Source organism: Photorhabdus khanii NC19 (genome assembly GCF_000517265.1).
Lineage (GTDB): Bacteria > Pseudomonadota > Gammaproteobacteria > Enterobacterales > Enterobacteriaceae > Photorhabdus > Photorhabdus khanii.
In genome coordinates, this window is record NZ_AYSJ01000004.1 from 75,257 (window position 1) to 95,076 (window position 19,820).

Genomic DNA, 19,820 nt, shown 5'->3' on the forward strand with positions numbered 1-19,820 from the left:
ACTATGAAGCAGCAATATTACTATTGATATAGTCAAATAAAACTGAAGATTGATCATTGAGGTAAAAATGCCCGCCATCAAATACTTTCAGTTCAAATTTATCGTTAGTTATCCACTGCCACTGCGCCATCTCTTCCGGAGAAACTTCCGTATCGCGTTCCCCAGCGCAAGCAAATACCGGGCAATCAAGTTGTTGTTGGCAACGGCGTTGATATGTTTCAATAGCCTGAAAATCCGCACGGAAAATGGGCATTAACAATGCCTTTAATTCAGGCATGGTCTGATAATCAATCGCAGAACCACCCAGAGAAGTAATTTTGTTCAGCAGTTGCTGCTCATCCCGACGGTGATAATCATTACCACTATTTTTGTGTGGCGGCAGACGGGCAGAAACAAATAATGCGCGAATTTTTCTACCCTGCTGTTGCATACGCAATGCCACCTCAAACGCCAGCGCAGCGCCCATGCTGTGCCCGAAAAAATAAGTCGGACGTAAAGGCAAAATATTCAAGACCTCAACCAAGCTGTCTGCTAACTGATGAATACAGGTTTGCAACGGCTCGCTAATCCGCGAGCCATGTCCAGGTAATTGAACGGCATAAACCGCAGTATCTTTTGAAATTCCGTCACGCCAGGGGATAAAGTATTCTGCTCTGCCCCCGGCATAATGAAAACAGATCAGTTGGCTACCGGTTCCCGGTTTTATCAGTCGCACTGCTCTATCAAGCGATACGTTATCAAACATAGTGAACATCCCCCTGTTGTTGCAGAAATTCGCTGATCTCCGGTTGAGGTGGAACAGGATCAGGCACATGCAAACTTTCTGGGTTACCAACCTTACTCATTAAGGTTTTCCAAACAGAGGCCATTGTCAGTAAATATTGCGCCATGCGGGGATCAGGCCGTTCAATCTGTATGGCAAATTGCCGCAAAGCATGACGAATAGCCTCGGGCCAGTGCTGATTCGTGATCTGTTCCAGACTTGGACAACAGTCATACAACGAAACAGAAGTTGGCGGTTTAAAGTAATGGGCAGCCTGTTGTGGTAATAGAGGCTCCCTTACCCCACTGGTTGTACGCTGACGTGGTATATGGAAGCGTGAATTCCACAACACCGGACCATGTGTATTCACCAACAGCAAATTACCACTGGGCAGACCGACGCAAATACGTTGCATAATGTGGAAATGGTTATCAGGATCGCCGGGATCAAGCTGATTCTGCAAATTCAGGATTAATGGGATCCCCATAATAACCCCTTGAATAGTGGTATAAGGCGGATAACTGGTGGCCTGAGTCAGCAATTGTTTATCCCAGTGATGTGCGTCGCCAAAAGCAAAAGGGGTGAATTTTCCTAATGCACGTCCCAGAATATCCAGTAAACCGCAAATCACTTGAACGCCACAGGTAGCTTCAATAAATAAAGGTTGCTGATGCTGCATAGCCTGTTGCAAATAATCAGTAAATTGCCGTACTGCCGGAACATTCGGATAGTGCGTATTGACGGAGTAACAGCAATTATTCTGGCGAGCCAGTTTCAAACATTCCGCCACATCACGCTGATAAACCGGATGTTCCTGTAAAACATGAATTCCTCTGCTCAACAATTGTTTTGTCAGTTCACTGCCCGCGCCACCGACAATGGCAGAACGTACCACGACACAGGCAATATCAATATCATCCGGCAACTGGGAAACGTGTTCATACAAAGGTACCTGATATTCAGCCGCCAGCCGCTGCGAGCGCTCACTGCCACGGGCAATAATGCCCGCCAATTCAAAACCAGGAAAATGGGTTTTAAACGCTGACAAATAAACCTGACCGAACAACGTACCACAGACGACGACACGTAATGGACGACTCATAGTTCCCCCTCAACATAATCTGCACTTTGACGCGGTTTTATTTCTATCTGCCAGTATTCAAAGGCCCCCATGTGCTCAAGCCCTGACAATAACTGCTCTGCATCAGCTAAATCAGACAGCCATTTCAACCCTGATTGTGGTGTTTTGAGCATCATATCCGCCGCCAATGCAGCAACGATCCCGGTAAAACGGTAACTATCAGTAAAACGCCCTCTGGCAATGAGAGTCACGGGTTGCCCCACCAATACACCTTCTGCTTCCAGCAAAATATGTTGCTGTTGACCATAATGATGCGTTAGTTCTTCACTCTGGCTGATCAGCTGTTTAATTCCCTGCTCACCATTAAATTGATCCGTCAGCAATAGCTGACGATCTGCAAGTAAATTAAATGCAGCGAAATCAACCAGATTGAGTTGCCGGGCAACTCTTTCCAACTCAAAACTGAGATATGGCAGGGCATCAAATGCCCTGTTAGCAGTTTCAGGCTGAACATTTTTTTCTATGGCTGCCCGTTGTAACGCTCCTCCAGATAAGATATGACCTGCTTTACCATTCTGCTCATTCAAGCTATCAATAAAGTCAATGGCGGAAGTCACCGTAAAAGGTTCTATTCCGCCAAGATATGACCGCACTTTACCCATTGTTTTCAGCCGGTTCGCGGCTAAAAAAGGTAAGATCGAGGCAAATCCCGGCACATATCCCGCGCCCAAGACACAAGCGGATTTCTGTAATAAAGGGGCTAATTTTTCATCTGCGGCTAATTGCTGCCAGACAACAGGCTCTCCTGCAACATCCAAATAGTGCGTTGCCGAAGCCAATGCTGCTCTGGCAATTCTGTCCTGAATTTGCGAAGCAGGGCCTGCGGCATTAATGATCAAAGAAAACGGCTGACAAAGTTCAGCCAGTGCTTTTTCATCAAATAAATCTATCTGATGATAATCAGCTAATTCAGCACAGGGGCGACGCCCTGCACCTGACACCTGATAACCCAATTGATTCAATGCAGCAACAACAGAGCTTCCAACTGCTCCCGTAGCGCCTATTACCAGAATTTTCCTATCCCGATTCATTTAGTTCACCTGTGCTTTGCACTGTTCAAGATGGTTTACCAGTGGCATCACATTATCTGATTTAATACAGTCAAAATGGTCGCCATTCAGTGAAAGATAATTTACGTTTCCAAGACAATATTGCTGCCAAAATTCTTTCATGTCCTGCTGGAGCGCAGGCAGCAAATAAGTATCACTATTTTGGCAGGCAAACGTCAGATCACCGGCAAAATAATCTGGCTGATAACGGCAAACACCCCGAATGCTGTGACGGAAAACAGAACACATCCGGATCCACTCTTTCTCAGCAATCTCATTTTTACGGATAGCGCTAACCAATTGCTGTAAACGCTGATCTTCCGGGATATCCACCACCGCCATATAAGCATCGGCAAAGGCATCCATTCCGCGGGCACGGGCATATTCAGCGACGGAATGACGATCAATGACCTCTGGCTTTTCCGCCAGCAAAGCTTCATAAACGGTTTCCAGTTGTTCCTGAGGCAACGTCCATGGACATTCCACTGACAATCCCCAGATAATCGCCATATCTATCATCAACGGATCATCAATCAGGTAAGGGATCTGATAACTGCTGGCAATCGTTACTGAAGCAACAGGTGTCTGATTTTCCATCGCCTGACGCGCCATTTCAAAGGCCAATAACCCACCCATGCAGTAACCAAATAAATGGCAATGACCAGGCAAAGATTGAATATCACGCAGATAATGTCGTGCCAATTGAGAGATTAATTGCTCAGACGGAATTTGCAGGAAAGCGTCTGTATCGACCACACTCAGCGCATAAACCGGGCCAGAAAGTTTTTCAGTCAAAGGCAGGCAAGGCAATACCGTACCACTGCCTTCATGCAGAATAACGACCGGATCACCATGACCTTCCTTCAATAACGTCAAACAAGAATGGTTATCTGATGATCTCTTACCCTGCTCTGACTGCGTACGCAAAAATGCCGCCAGTGCACGAACGGTTGGCTGCTGTAGCACCTGACGCAAGCTGCCTTCCCACGGAACGTTACCTTCCCCAAGCTCCTGACGAATCCGGCTTACCCACTGCGTTATTAATAATGAGTCACCACCGCTGGCGAAAAAATCATCATCAAGACCAATATTATTATGCCCAAGCAGTTCCCGGCACAGCGTCAGTAAGGTCTGTTCCAGTTCGTCACTGCTGTTGCTTTCTGCTACTGGCTCATTCCCGCTATGCTCCGGTAAATCCGGCATACCTTTACGATCAACTTTGCCATTAGCTGTCACAGGCAAACGATCAAGTACGGTAAGGCGAGCAGGCACCATATAAGCAGGCAGTTGTTGTTTTAATGACGCCAACAATTCTGTGCTGTTGCATGGTCTACGGTTGAGATTAAATTGCGCCAAAATAAAACTCTGCCCCAGTTGATAAAGCGCATCTTCTGCTGGCGGATAAGCCCATAACGTCTCCGCACCCACATCGTTCATGGCATTAAGCCAGTTTTTCTGCGGCATAAACGGCGAATCCAGTTCCAGCCGTTCATCGGCAAAATCACTCAGGCCATGCTTAAATTCCATCGAAGTCATCAACTGGTAATTATCCCGTGTTGCTTCAATCACCAGCAGCCATCCATCCGGTGCCAGTAACTGGCGCAGATGTTCTAATCCCTGACGGGCAATAACCGCATTGTGCAGAACATTAGAAGAGACAATCATGTCAAACTGCCCACAATCCAACCCTTGTTCTACCGGTGTACGATTGAAATCAAACAACCGGTAACGAACAAAATCAAACTGCTGATAACGTAATCTGGCCTCATTCAGGAAGAAGGGTGAAATATCGGTAAAGGTATATTCGACGTTCCAGTCTGCCAGTTTCGGGATCAACACGTTACTGGTGCCGCCCACACCAGCCCCAATTTCCAATACCCGCAGGCAACGCCCTTCTTCATGGTTAATCTGAGCCGCTTTTTGTTCAGCCGCAGCCAGCAACAAGCGATTCATCATTTTACTGATCAGATTGTTTTGGTAAGTTTTGATCGCCACATCCAGCTTGCCATCAGGGAACAGCAAATTTAGCGGATCTTCTTTGCCCTGCAACAATTCCGGCAGACACTGGCTACTGCGTTCCAGATAGGTAAGCAAGCCTTGGTCATCATCCAATGCTGACATCAAGTCATAACATTGTTGCCAACACTGCTTGATTTCATACTCTGAAACATCAGCATTGAGCTGGTAATACTCTCCTTGTTGCTGAATTAACTGATGCTGAACCAACGCTCTCAACCACCGGCGTGTTAATTGCCGGTTTTCTGCCGCAATACTGCCGTTTTCCATCACAGAAGCGAGGGTAGCGGGCTTTCCTGCCTGTAAAGCGCCGACATCCACCAACGCACCAACCATATGCAACAGGGCCACACGATCAAGGAACCAAACCAGCTTTTCTACCTTTTGCTTATCTATCGTTGCTTCAATATCGCTGGCAACTGAGCGTACTTTTTGTAATGCCATCTCATAGCGCTGATACAGCTTTTCTGCCCGTTCCAAAGAATTTTCTGTCGCCGCTTCAACAAAAGCGTGTAATCCTTGATTATGCTTATCCCCTTTTACGACAACCGCAGCCTGAGCCACACTATTATGTCGCTCCAACACGGCTTCTATCTCACCTGTTTCCACCCGATAACCACGAATTTTTACCTGATTATCACAGCGCCCAAGAAACTCAATCACGCCATTGACGGTATAACGCCCCCGGTCTCCCGTGCGATACCAGCGTTGTCCCTGGCTGTCAGTGATAAAGTGATGGCGAGTTTTTTCTTCATCCTGCCAATAGCCCTGAGCAACACCACGGCCGCCAATCCAAAGTTCTCCCGCAACCCAATCAGGGCAAGGTTCTCCACGGAGATCCAAAATACGGAACTGCTGATTAGCCAATGGCGTGCCATAAGGAATGCTGTTGTGATAGGTTTTTGCCGGTTCTATCGGCCAGATATTTGACCAAATAGCAGCTTCCGTCGCCCCACCCAGGCTGAATTGATAAGCATTTGGCGCATGTTGATAAATAGCGGTTGGCAAATTAAGCGGGATCCAGTCACCAGACATCATCACACAGCGCAAGCGACCAATGGATTCCTTCCCTCCTTCAGACAGGTAACGGGTCAGCATCGTCATTTGCGCCGGGACAGAGTTCCACAACGTAACCTGATGTTTATCAATTAGCCGCGCCCATTGTGCAGGGTTTTGTAAATCCTGTTCCTGCGGCAATATCAACGCGCCACCTGCGCTAAGTACACCAAAAATATCATAGACAGAAAGGTCAAAACTCAGCCTCGCCAGTGCCAGCATGCGATCAGTCGATGTGACATTCATACGGCGATTGATATCGCTGATGGTATTCAGCGCCGCATCATGGCTTATCATCACGCCTTTCGGTTGCCCGGTACTGCCGGAGGTATAGATAATATAAGCCAGATTATGCGGGTCATTTTGCTTCACTGACACAGCGGAAGTAATTGCCAGTTCTGACACATTCTCGGTGCTGGCAGCATTAAACCCCTGTTCCCGTAACTGTTGAGCCAAAACCTCATTATCTGTCAATACTGCACTAACCTGTGCATCAGTAAGAATTTGCAATATCCGTGGCAACGGCTGTGAAATATCAAGTGGCAGATAAGCACCACCAGCGATTAAAATCGCCAGGGTTGTAATAACCTGCTCCGCACTTTTTTCCATCAATATCGCGCTATGTCCACCTTGGGGTAAAAACGCGGCCAGTTTTGTTGCACGTGTTACCATTTGTTGATAGGTCATCGGCCCACATGCATCAATCAGCGCCAATGCATCAGGCGTTTTACCGGCCTGTTCCAAAACACCCTGATGTAATAGCGCCGATTTAATCATTTCCTCAGTCGCATTAACCTGTTGCCGTGTTTTTTGCTGGTATTCCGGCAGATTAATGACGAGTACCTGATCCCACACATCAACCTGTTCCAATACCTGATATATCGCGCCAGTAAAGCAACTGAACATATCGCGGATCAAATCCACCGGGAATACACCCTCCATGATATCCCAGTTGATCAATAACCCTCCATTACGGGCCATCACCTGGCAATCAATCCATACCTGTGGGGTCTGGCTGATACCATAGCCAATCTCAATATCCATCGGTAATTGGCTGATAATATCCTGCGCCTGCTCTTTACCCTCGCCAACTAATGCACTGGTAAATACTATCGGCATTCTCGCAGCTTCTGCTCCCCTCTGTCGTGCCAGCTCACGCATCACCTCAATACCACTGAATGCGTTATGCTCCAAATCCTGCCACAGTTGCGCCTGTAGATTTTTCACCCGCTCCAGCAATGAGAGGGGCTGACTGATATCCGCCTGCAATAGGCTAACGCTGGTAAAATCCCCAACCATCCGGTGAATATCTTCATGAAGATCACGGCGGTTCATTACTGTCAGATTGAGACAAAAAGATTTCGTTTCTGACCAGCGGACCAGTGTTTCACTAAAGAGCGCCAAAAGCAGTGCAGAAGGAGAGACGCCTTGTAAACGACAATGTTGCTGCAATTGCTCCCACTGTTTAGCAGTGAGTTGCAAATCGTAACGGCTGAAACGGGGAACAACGCCACTTTGTACCGGAAGGTGAGGTAATTGTGGGCTTGCAGGCAACTCAGGCAGACGTTGCAACCAATATTCACGCGCGCCGGCATAGCTGCGCTGACGGTGGCGGTGTTGCTCAAACTCCATCACATCACGGAAACTGGCCTGTAATGGCGCAAATTCTGTCTGCGGCTGTTGATAACCTTTTAATAGTTCTGCCAGCAAAATTTGTACACTGAGAAAATCCGCAATCAGCAAATCAATACTGAAATGAAGGCAAGATTTCCCTGCTGCCTGGCTGACTTTCAGATCAAACAGCGGCCAACAATCTGTCTGATAAACCCGGTGAGACAGGGTTTGCCGAAGTTCTTCCGGCGAAGAAGAGTGGCAATCAATGGTGAAATGATGCACTTCCGGCAAAATCTGTTGCTGCCCCTGAACAGTAAATACCGCCCGCAACATATCATGGCGTTGGATCAGTTGATTCCATACCTGCTCAAGACGTTTAACATCCCAATGTTCAGTCAGAATTTCAAAATAACCATGACAACCCACACCACCATAATCGAACATTGAATGACGCCCGACAAAATAAGCTGACTGCACATCACTTAGAGCGAAAGGCAAATGCTTCTGTGCCGGGTTTACCACAAAATTCTGTGGTTCCTGCCACTCCTGTATTAACGCAACAATTTGTGGTTTCAAATTCTTCAACTGAGCAATAACGTGATGACTCATCACTCCCTCAGGCGCACGAAACTTCAACGCCTCACCTTCCAGCCAGAATTTAGCCTGTTGTTGTTCAAGTTGCAGTAAAAGCTGAACCGCTTGTTGTGAAGCTGATAGCTGTACTGTTTTTTTCTGTATAGTTTCCTGGCTATTCATAGAGAACCTTCCTCAAAAATCATTTCCGCTTCCTCTGCGGGGGCGGATTGTAGTTGTTGCGCCATACGTGCAATGGTTTGCAGGTTGAAAACCTGCCAGAGTGGCAAATCAATGTTATGACACCGCCTCAGTTCAGAAGTGAAACGGGTTGCAATAAAGGAGTCGCCGCCGAGGGCAAAGAAATTGTCATGAACGCTGAGTTGCGTCAGATTAAGCAATGGCAACAGCACATCTGCCAGTTGTTTTTCCAATGGGCTTTCCGGCAACGTGTCCATAGCCTGACTGACAACATTCCGTGGTTGTTGCTCAATTATTTTGCGATCCAGCTTGCCGTTGTCTGTCAACGGCCAGCAAGATAGCCAACCAAACTCAACCGGAACCGTATATTCTGGTAATTGTGCTGACAGTTGTTGCCGCAACAGCGACCAATCCGGCTCTTGCGATGCCAAGACGCAAGCTGAGAGGGATGGACGCTTGCCACGTTGATTAACAAATACCAACGCGTCTTCAATACCGTCACAACCTTTCAAAGCCTGTACGATCTCACCCAGCTCAATACGGTAGCCGGAAATTTTAACCTGCTGATCACGCCGTCCCAGGAATTCCAGTACGCCTGTTGGGTGATAACGCCCCATATCGCCAGTGCGATACCAACGCTCCCCTTGCCAGGAAATAAACTGATTGGCAGTACGCTCATCATCACCGAAGTAACCCAGCGCCACACCATGACCACCAATCCACAGCTCACCGGCAACCCAATCAGGGCAATCCTCTTTTAGTTCACTGACTACACGGAACTGCTGGTTCGGCAACGGTAATCCATAAGGAATAGATTTCCATTCAGGATCAAGCTCGTCCACTAACCAGTAATTCGACCAAATGGCCGCTTCGGTCGCGCCCCCCATAGAAACCAGTTGTACCTGTGGTATCCAGCGCTTCAAACGCTCAGGCAATGCAAGGTTAATCCAGTCACCGGAGAGCATGACCAGACGCAAACTGGTAAGCGCATCGGTCTGTTCATCGTTTTCACACAGTAACAGGGCCATTTCCAGTAGGGCTGGTACGCTGTTCCATAACGTTATCTGGTGCTGTTTTATCAGAGTCAACCAATGTGTAGCATCCTTAGAATAGGTTTCAGGTACCGTGACCAAAGTCCCGCCCGCTGACAGCACACCAAAAATATCCCACACAGAAAGGTCGAAATGCAGCGCAGACAGCGCCAGAACTTTGTCCTGTTTATCAACACAATGCTGCCGATTGATCGCTTCAATAGTATTAACCGCAGCACCGTGACTTATCGCTACGCCTTTAGGTACGCCTGTGCTACCAGAAGTGAAAATAATGTAAGCCAGATCCTGAGCTTGTGAATGCCAGGGTTGAATCGCCGTTGTTGTCAGCGGTGACTGGTTAATATCAACAATTGCGACCGATCCCGTCCATTGCAAGTGGCTATCTGCCACAACACGAATCAACCCCGCCTGCTGGGCAACCTGTTCCCGGCGCAGCACAGGCCATTCGACAGAGATGGGAACATAAGCCGCTCCCAACCACTGAACAGCCAGTACCGCGACGATTTGTTGATAACCCCTTGGTAACGCAACACCAACACAATCACCTGCACAAACGCCTTGTTCAACCAAAACCTGAGCCAATCGTTGCACATGTTGTTCTAACTGTTGATAACTGACCTGCTGCCCACCATCAATAATCGCTGTTCGATCCGCAAACTGTGTCATCGCTTGCCCAACACGTTGATGCATTGGTGTAAAACGCAGTTCCTGATGCGTATCATTAACCCGTTGACGACACTGCTGCTGTTGTATCGGCAGTGCTACATTCACCTGGGTATGCCAGTCCGGAATCACACTTAACTGTGTCAGCAAATCACAATATGCACTGAACATCGCATCGATCATGCCTTGTGGGAACAGACCATCAACCACATCCCAGTTGAAATGTAATTCTCCATCCTGCTCATAGACTTGATGATCGATCCAAACCTGAGGAGTCTGAGAAATTCCCCAGATAGCCGGCGGGAACGGTTGTGCACTCTCTTGATAAGGCATGACTTCTGCCCCTAACGCACTGGTAAACACGACGGGCATAGCCAAATCGGTAACTTGCCGTTGTTTATTCAATTCACGGATAACCCATACCGCCGAAACATCAGTATGAGCCAGATCTTGCCAAAGCTGTTGCTGTAATCGCTGTGCTCTATTGAGCCAGTTTTCATCGGCTAAATGGTGACATTCCAGTAACAGAAGCGAAGTGAAATCCCCCAGAATATGGTTGATATCAGGATGTAATGGCTGACGATCAAACAACGTCACATTGATACTCAATGAAGCCGATTCTGACCATTTCGCCAGCACCTGTGCATAACAAGTCAGCAACAAACAAGAAGGCGTCACTTGATAATGCCGGGCTTTTTCTGTCAAAGTTTGCCACTGCTGCCGTGGCAAAACAGATTGCCAACGTTTAAACCGGGGAGTCCCCAATGACTGCGGATCACAAATCAGTGGCAGCTTTGGCGCTTCAGGTAATTCTGCCAGCCGCTCCTGCCAGTAATTTGCCGATTTACGGCTCTTCTCTTCATCAGAAATCACCGTGGTGAGATAATCTCGGAAACCAATCCCAACGGATGGCAATCCCCCTTCCGGTTGCTGATAAAGCTGCTCAAGTTCGGTGAAGAAAATGCGCATACTCAAGCCGTCAAGGATCAAATTATCCAACCCGATATACAGGCGATTGCGCCCATTATCTGACTGAATCAGCGTCACATGGAACAACGGCCATTGTGTCGGATCAAGTACCCGGTGGGATAAGCTTTCCCGCAATTTACTGGTTTCTTCTGACCATTGCTGCTCAGAACAGTGGATCACGTCTAGCGCAGGTTTTGGCTGCTGTGGCAACACCCGTTGCATTCCTTGCTCATCGAATACAATTCTCAATGCATCATGACGGGCAATCAATGCGGATAAAGCCTGTTCTAACCGCGTTGCATCAAAAGGCTGGCCTTCGTATTCGTTATAATAATGAGTGGCAACCCCACCGAGACGGAAACCAGCCTGACGCCCCATCAGATAGGCGCGTTGTACATCTGTAGGCGGGAATGGCTGATAACGTTCACTTTCCTGATGTTGCAGTTGCATCACTTTTGTTGTTGGCAGTTCAGCAAAAGTCATCAATCGAGCAAAGTCACGCAATACCGGGGAGGAGAACACCTGAGCCAGTGAGACATCTACAGCCCCTTCTGATTCCAACGCCACAACAATCCGGGTGGCATGTAAACTATCACCACCAAGCAGGAAGAAATTGCTGTCAGCCATTGGCTCTGTACCCAATACCTGTTGCCAGACTTTAGCCACCAGATATTCGGCTTTTCCTGACAATTCGACGCCCTGTGCAGATTGCAGAATTTCCTGCTCTGCCCCGTCTACAGCTAATTGTTCAAGTGCTTTGCGATCTATTTTTCCATTAGCACTCAATGGGAGTTTATCTAAAACATGCAAATACTGCGGCAACATATAAGCTGGAAGATAATTTGTCAGATGCTGCGTCAATTCGTGGCGATTAACCATAACGTTGCTACTACGGTTTTTGCACATCAACAGTACGGAGTTTTCCCCCATTACAGTGACAGACTGCACGGGTAAATCACTTTGCAACAACTGCTGTTGCCAACGTTTCTTATCCAGTAACGGATCTCGCTGGCCTTGTCGCAGATCAGTAAAACCATTTTCATCTTGCAGCAGTAACACCGTTAATTGTGCCAGCGGGCTGAGATATTGGCTTTCAAACACCAATACGCCACTGCCGGAAGATGCCAATACTTGCAGATCAGAGATTCCCCGACGGATATCGGCATAACGATGCAGTGCATTATTACTGATGACCAGATCGGCACTATAATCTACCGCTTCCTGCACTGTGCAAACCTGGCTCTGATGCGGATAACCTGACAGACGATATTTCGCCAATTCACGCAATGAACCGGCCTGCTCAACTAAGCAATATTCAATCTCCAAATCAGATAATAGACCGAGTAACTTGCCTGCAAACAGACCACTGCGGCCATTCAGCTCTGCAACTCTGACAGGCCGCTGCAATATCGTGGATAACCGGCGGATTTGATCCGCAATAAGGGTAATGAACACTTCAGTTTCCGGTGAACCAACAACCAGAACTTCCGGTGACAATACAGGATCGTCGATAAGCATTAGTGGGTTCTGTTTCCCCTGAATCACCTGAGCAATCCAGTCACAACACCCATCAAGCGCCCGATAAATTCCGCCCATTCGTGATGCCAGAACCGGCTTGTTATCTGGTTGCCACCCTTGATTCAATTGCCAGCCTTTTTCACTTTCAGATAACCATCCCTGATGAGTCAACCACTCCAACCACTGAATAAACAGTGGTTGATAACGGGGTATCACCCCTGCCTGTTGATAAAGTATTTCTGCACTCTGTGGCTGAGTAAGTGTCAGTTGCAAAGAATCAATCAATATCTTTTGCAACAGCGATAACGCGATACGCTGTTCATCATCCTGACTGCTTTCCGCCTGAATAAATGATGGCATTTCAGGTAATACATTATCGGCTAATGTTGAAGAATCACCCGCTGTCACCTGACCTTCAACAAACAATCTCAGATGTTTCTGTGGTTCAGATAAACACAATGCAACGGCTTTGCTGATTGCAGGGTGACGTAAAACCACCGTTTCAATTTCACCCAGTTCAATCCTGTAACCATTCAGTTTAATCTGGCTATCTTTGCGGCCAAGAAACTCAAGGCATCCCCCCTGCCAAAAGCGCCCATAATCTCCCGTCCGGTAATAACGCTGCCCTTGATACAGAACAAACTGAGTGTCTGTTTTTTCCCGGTCGCCGTAATAGCCCAGCGCTACGCCTTTCCCGCCAATCCACAACTCTCCGGCGACCCAATCAGGGCAATCCCGTTGTTGTGAATCCATGACTCGGTAATGCTGATTAGAGAGCGGATAACCGTAAGGAATTGAGCGCCATTCTGACGGGATAACATCGATATCAATCGCGTTAGACCAAATTGCTGCTTCCGTTGCTCCCCCCATTGCCGTTAATTGAGCCTGACTTCCAACTTCACGCAAACGGGGAAGCAGATCCAAGCCAACCCAGTCACCGGATAACAATACCTGTTGCAATGAATCAGGCAAACCACGGGGATCACTTTCAGCCGCCACCAGCAACATATCAAACAGCGCCGGGACACTGTTCCAGACTGTCACCTGTTCCTGATGCAGCTGTTCCAGCCATTGCTTTGCTTCCCGCTCATGGCCCACCTCAGGCATAACCAAGGAACCCCCTGACGCAAGAGGGCCAAAAATGTCATACACCGACAAATCAAAATTCAGTGCCGACAGGGCATATACCCGTGTTTTTTCCCGCTGACCATAACGGCGATTAATATCATCAATTGTATTAGCGGCGGCCTGATGAGATACCACAACACCTTTAGGTGTACCGGTAGAGCCAGAAGTGAAGATGATATAAGCAGAAAGTTCCGGTTCCCCATAAACCACCTGCGATAATGGCAGTTGTGAGTCACCGGTCTGCTCAATATTCAGAACCGCATCAAACCAACGACTAACCGGCTCCTGATATTCATTGTTTGTAATAATCAACGAAATATCCGCCTGACTGATGATGGTCTGTAAACGGGCTGATTGCTGCGCGACATCCAACGGAACATATACAGCACCAACACTCAAGCAAGCCAAAACAGCAACAACTTGCTCTGTACCTTTTGGCAACAATAATGCCAGGTTATCTCCAGCTTTTACTTTTTGCTCTTTCAACCTGTAAGCCAGCTCCAGTACATCCTGCTCAAGTTCACCATAACTGAGTCGTTGATGAGGCGTGATAACTGCGGGTGAATTTGCCCACAATGCCGCAATCTCATAAAAACGACGATGCAGTAAACGTGGCGTAAAAAGCATACCATCACGATCTTTAGGCTCTGTGCGCTGTTCAATAATTTCCGGCGTGACATAATGCGAAACCGGCTTTAAGAGGCGTTGAGGGTCATCTGTAATTGCGCTGATCAGATGCGTCATAAAACTAAACATTTGATCAAGCATGCCTTGAGGGAATAACCCATCTACGCAATCCCAGCTGACTAATAATTCCCCTTGATGTTCCATCACCTGGCAGTCAATCCAGACTTGTGGCGTCTGGGATACCAGATAATTCAGCTCTCCCAGTTCATTACCACTAAGCAGATCACGGCCAAGATTACTGGTGAATACCACCGGCATGAGAACTTGATGCCCGCATATCTGCGACCAGTCCCGCATAACCTGTATTGCGCTGTAATCCACATGATCCAGATCTGACATAAACTGGCGATTGAGAGCCCGGCAGTTTTCTAAAATGCTGTTCCCTGCCTGCGAATGACAAGCCAGTAACAGTAATGTTGTGAAATCCGCGACTAAATCAGGCAGTTGAGGATGTTCTCCGCGGCGGTTGAAAATCGTCAGATTCAACGTGAAATCCGGCGATTCAGTCCAGCCACGCAATGTTTCAGCAAAGCAATTCGCCAGCAACATGGAAGGGGTTATACCATTGCTGCGGGCAATTTCCTTCAATGATAACCAACGCTGTTGCTCCAGACTCCACTGACGATGATGGAAATCAGGCTTATCAATATGTTCCGGTTTAACTGCCAGTGGTAACTGAGGCGCAAAAGGCAATTGCTCAGCCAATCTTTTTTGCCAGTATTGACGACTGTCGATTAGCTGACTATCAGCGGCCTGTTCACACAAATATTGCGGGAAGCTGTAATTTAATTGAGGAAGAAGCGCACCCGGCATCAAAATAAACTGGCTTAGCTCTTTCAACAAAATCTGAAGGCTCATCGCATCCGCCATCACCATATCGATATTAATATGTAAGCGACTGCTATTGACGGTATGGCTTACCACCACGCCAAATCCGCTTTCAATTGTCAGATCTGCAACTTTAGTTTCCAGATGTTTCCTGAGAGCGAATCGCTTCTCTTCCAATAAATTCAGTGAAAGTTGTTGCCAGTCATAAGATTCAATGGATACCGGCTGGTAAGCGGTAATTTCCCCTTTACCATCACCGGTAATACGCATCCGCAACATATCATGGCGTTGATGTAATTGATTAACTGCCCATTCAATATCACGGTTCTTCAATAGCGGACAATCCAGTTCCAGATAGACCTGACAAGCGATTCCGCCCAGCGTCTGCTCTTTTTGCCGCCCCGTCCAGTAGGCTTGCTGAACTGAAGTGAGTTCAAAAGGTTCGCCATCCCATTTTATAACCGGCTGTGCTGACGCTTTTGAGACATTTTCAGGTTGAGCAGCAGAAAACCAACACTGTTGCCATGCGGCTAATGTTGGCTGTTCGAATAAAGAAGATAATGACAGCATGACATGCTGTTTTTTGCACTCATCCACCAGATCCAACATCTGCAATGAATCAATGCCCAAATTGAGCAAATTATCATCCATTGCTAATGCCTTAGACTCAGTTCCCAGCACGTCTGCTACCCAATTGATAACGAAATCAAAGCCAGTATGACCTGAGAAAGTCTCGGATTGATCCTGTGTTCCCTGTTCAACTAAGCGAAGTTCTTCTGGCCAGTAACTCTGACGATTAAATGGATAGAGAGGAAGTTGTGCTAGTGCAAATCGGCTAACTGGCATGTTCCCAGCATATTTAACCCAGTTATAGGATTGCCCTTGTAGCCAATCGTAAGGATCACTGCCCTTTTCTAGCATTTTTATACGATCAACTTGAATTGGCTCAACATGGCGTAAATACGCAATCAAAGTGGCTAAATTCTGATAGCTGATTAGCACCCGCCAACCAAAATGATGATGACGTTTCTTCAACCAACCATTGAGCAGTTCACCAGCTTGTTGCTGATGATTTTCCAGCAAATCCGCCAGTTGATTAGCCATCTGTTGCAATGCTGATGCACTACAGGCTGAAAGCGGTAATAAACCATTTTCAACACATGGCGCAGGAATAGTGGGGTCAGATAAGTTTGCTTTACTCAGCACTAAACCCGCCATCGTGCCGGTAAAACTGAATGAACTGATTGCAACTCGTTCTATTCGGTGAGATTCAGTCTGTTTACTGTAACGATAACGTGGCATTAACGCTGACAATTTAGTGCTGAACGAGGCCAGAGTTGGATGACCAAACCGTTGTTGTTGTTGTATCTGTGCCACAGCCCGAACCACAGAGGCCACACCCGCAGCGGCTTCCAAATGACCAATCTGTGCTTTACAGGCGGCTAACGGCAATGGTTGGTGTCGTTTACCATAAACACGGTCAATAGCTTGTAACTCAATCGGATCACCTAAAGCTGTACCTGTGCCATGCATCTCCAGCAAATCAATATCATCAGGCGCAATATCAGCCTGTTCCAACAATCGCTTAAGCATGGCTGACTGGGCTTGTGGATTCGGAGCCGTCAAGCTGCTACTTTCACCATCCTGAGCGACACAACTGGATTCAATCACGGCCAACACCGGATCACCATCATCCAAAGCCTGTTGGTAAGGTTTTAGTAATAGTAATGCCGCACCTTCACCTCTGACATAGCCATCCGCATCTTCACTCAGTGTAGCGCACCGACCCTTAGGCGATAACATGCCCGCGTTTATCAATGTCTGTTCAATCTGCGGTGACAGTAAAATATTCACTCCACCCACAACAGCCGCATGGCATTGCCCTTGCTGTAAACTGTGTATCGCCGTATCCAATGCCACCAGAGAAGAAGAGCAAGCCGTATCAATAGTGAGTGCCGGGCCTGTTGTTCCATAGAACTTCGCTAATCGGCCAGAACTTGCACTCGTATTAATCCCAGTAGCCAAATAACTTTTGGCATATTCAGGATTATTCAGTTTCAATAATTGCTGACCAAACTCACTACCGCTCTGACCGATAAAGAAACCCGTATCTGATTGTTTCAGTTGCTCCGGCAACCATCCTGCCTGTTCGAACAGATGCCAGCTTAATTCAAGCAATAACCTCTGCTGAGGATCAAGTAATACGGCTTCCCGGCCTGAAATGTTGAAGAAACGGGCATCAAATTGATCAATATCTTCCAGAGCGCCAATAGGAAGCGCAAACTGGCGAAGTTCCGAATTGCTGGGCCTGACAGCTAGTGATCCTTTTGCCAACCATTGCCCATATTGTTGCCATGTGTTACTTGTTTGCCCCGGCAAGCGACAACTTATCGCAATAATTGCAATCTGTTCATTTTTGGTTGATTCAGATTTTGTAGCAGATACCGTGATTTTTTCATCTGATAATTTATCAATATATTTAGCCAACTGAGTAATAGTTGGGTAAGCAAATAAATCAGCAGGGGTTAGATTACAACGCCAGATTTTATTTATTTGCTGGCAATAGCGGACAGCTAACAGACTGGTTAACCCCAATTCAGCAAAACCACAGGCAGGATCTGGATTATCTACATGAAGCAAACCGCAAAGAAGCTGATAAAGCCAACCGGGCAGGGAAGAAGATTCTTTTTTGTCAATATCACACGGCAAAGCAAAGAGCACTTTGAGTTGGTTATTCTCAAAATCAGCCAACATTTGTTTGCGCCGGATTTTTCCACTGGAAGTTTTCTTCAATGTTCCATGGGGCAATAACACCACATTCGCCAGCGAAAGCTGAAAATCCGATGCGACTCTGGCAGCAATCTGCCGGGCAATGGCCTGTAATTTAGTCCCTTCAAGGTGGCGATAAACTTCGGCAAAGACAAACAACTCACCGCTTTCTACCTGCTGGCAAGCACAAGCTCCACCGATTTTTACGTCTTCACATCCCATTTCAATACTGGCTTCAATATCATTTGGCATGTAATTTTCGCCGGCGACAATAATAAGATCTTTATGTCGCCCACAGATATAAAGTTCTCCCTGCCAGATAAAGGCTAAATCACCCGTCCGCAAATAATAGCTTTTATCTATAGACTGATTAAGGCAAGCCATAAAAGTCTGTCGGCTAAGTTCGGGGTCCTGCCAATAACCAGGCGCTTTGGAATCGCCATCAACCCAAATTTCACCAACCCGCCCTTCCGGTAATATTTCACCGGTTTCAGGATCAACAATCCGCAGTTTCCATCCACTGACAACCTGCCCTGAACTCACCAGCTCACGACCATTTTCCGCAGGAACAGCGTAACCAGCAACAAGTCTATCTGCATCAAAACGCTGGCTAATGAATGGCATCCCGGCGGGTTTGCGGCTGATGACGAGTGTTGCTTCCGCCATACCATAGGCGGGCACAAAGCTCAAAGGGGTAAAACCTGAGACAGAAAAGTGGCGGGCAAACCGCGGCATAGTTTCAGCCCGGATAGGTTCTGCGGCATTCAGTACCATTTTAAGCGAAGAGAGATCAAATTCTGCTGCCTGCTCTTGAGTGATACTATCAACGCACAGTTGCCAAGCGAAATCTGGTGCGGCTGTGGAATTTGCAGAATAATCAGTAATCAGCTTTAACCAACGGGCAGGATCAGCCGCGAAATGGCTGGGAGAAATAAAGTTGCAACAACCGCCAGATAATAGTGGCGTCAATAATCCGCAAAACATGCCCATATCATGATAAAACGGTATCCAATTGGCGGTAATAATACGTGGCTGGCAATCGCGATGTAATTCAAGCAATATCTCATGTTGGGCCTGCATATTTGCATCAAAATTGCAGACAGCTTTCGGCTTACCGGTAGAACCAGAAGAATATTGAAGAAATACTGGGCCATCATTCGGACACATTAGCTCTTTATATTCATTAGCTGATGGTATTTCTGATATATCATTCTCCGTAAGAATATCATCTAGCACAATAACCTGACGACCTACATGCCATTGCCGTTTCTCAATTTCATCAACCGAGCTTTTTAAAGTAATAATATATTCTGGCTGACAATCTTCAAAGATATGATTAACTATATCCGCTACTCGTCCAAGACGATGGCTAGCAGGTAAGTTAACCGGAACAGCCGTAACACCACGGATGATACAAGCTAAAAATCCCAAAATAAACTGAGTATTACCCGGTATCAGAATAATCGCTTTAGCATTTTCGCGGTAACTTATATGGCGTGCAATATAGCTACTGAGACAGATAATATCTTTATAGTTAAATTCTTGTGTATTATCCTTAAGGCAATATCTTAAAACCGTTTCGTCAGGTTGTTTATTTGCATATAAATAAAGAGTATCTCTTACCCACCCTGATAAATTATTTTTATCATTCATACCTTAATTCCTTACAATTATTACTATCATTTAAAATGGTCGTAATAGCAGGCAGTGAAAAATTTATAAATAATGCATAGCATATAAGAGCAGTTAATAAATTTAACTACTCTTATACACCACCACAACAGGGATTGTTG

General features: G+C 46.8%; 5 protein-coding genes. All 5 read right to left on the reverse strand.

Annotated features, from left to right (window positions below):
* Position 1 precedes the first annotated feature (1 nt).
* The 5 genes from PTE_RS04880 to PTE_RS23380 are packed head-to-tail and all read right to left on the reverse strand — an operon-like array spanning position 2 to position 19,680.
* Positions 2–745, reverse strand: a complete 744-nt coding sequence (locus tag PTE_RS04880; RefSeq protein WP_051477175.1) for a thioesterase II family protein — start codon at positions 743–745, stop codon at positions 2–4.
* Positions 738–1,865, reverse strand: coding sequence for a Gfo/Idh/MocA family oxidoreductase (locus tag PTE_RS04885; protein WP_036843797.1), 1,128 nt, complete (start codon positions 1,863–1,865; stop codon positions 738–740). The genes PTE_RS04880 and PTE_RS04885 overlap by 8 nt, the downstream gene beginning before the upstream one ends.
* Positions 1,862–2,935: an NAD-dependent epimerase/dehydratase family protein gene (locus PTE_RS04890; protein ID WP_036843798.1), complete on the reverse strand. Its 1,074-nt coding sequence runs from the start codon at positions 2,933–2,935 to the stop codon at positions 1,862–1,864. The genes PTE_RS04885 and PTE_RS04890 overlap by 4 nt, the downstream gene beginning before the upstream one ends.
* Entirely contained in the window at positions 2,936–8,395 is a 5,460-nt protein-coding gene (locus PTE_RS04895; RefSeq protein ID WP_051477177.1) for a non-ribosomal peptide synthetase, read from the reverse strand. It lies immediately after the preceding gene.
* Positions 8,392–19,680: a non-ribosomal peptide synthetase gene (locus PTE_RS23380; RefSeq protein ID WP_071992941.1), complete on the reverse strand. Its 11,289-nt coding sequence runs from the start codon at positions 19,678–19,680 to the stop codon at positions 8,392–8,394. The genes PTE_RS04895 and PTE_RS23380 overlap by 4 nt, the downstream gene beginning before the upstream one ends.
* Between the last annotated feature and the right edge of the window lie 140 nt (positions 19,681–19,820).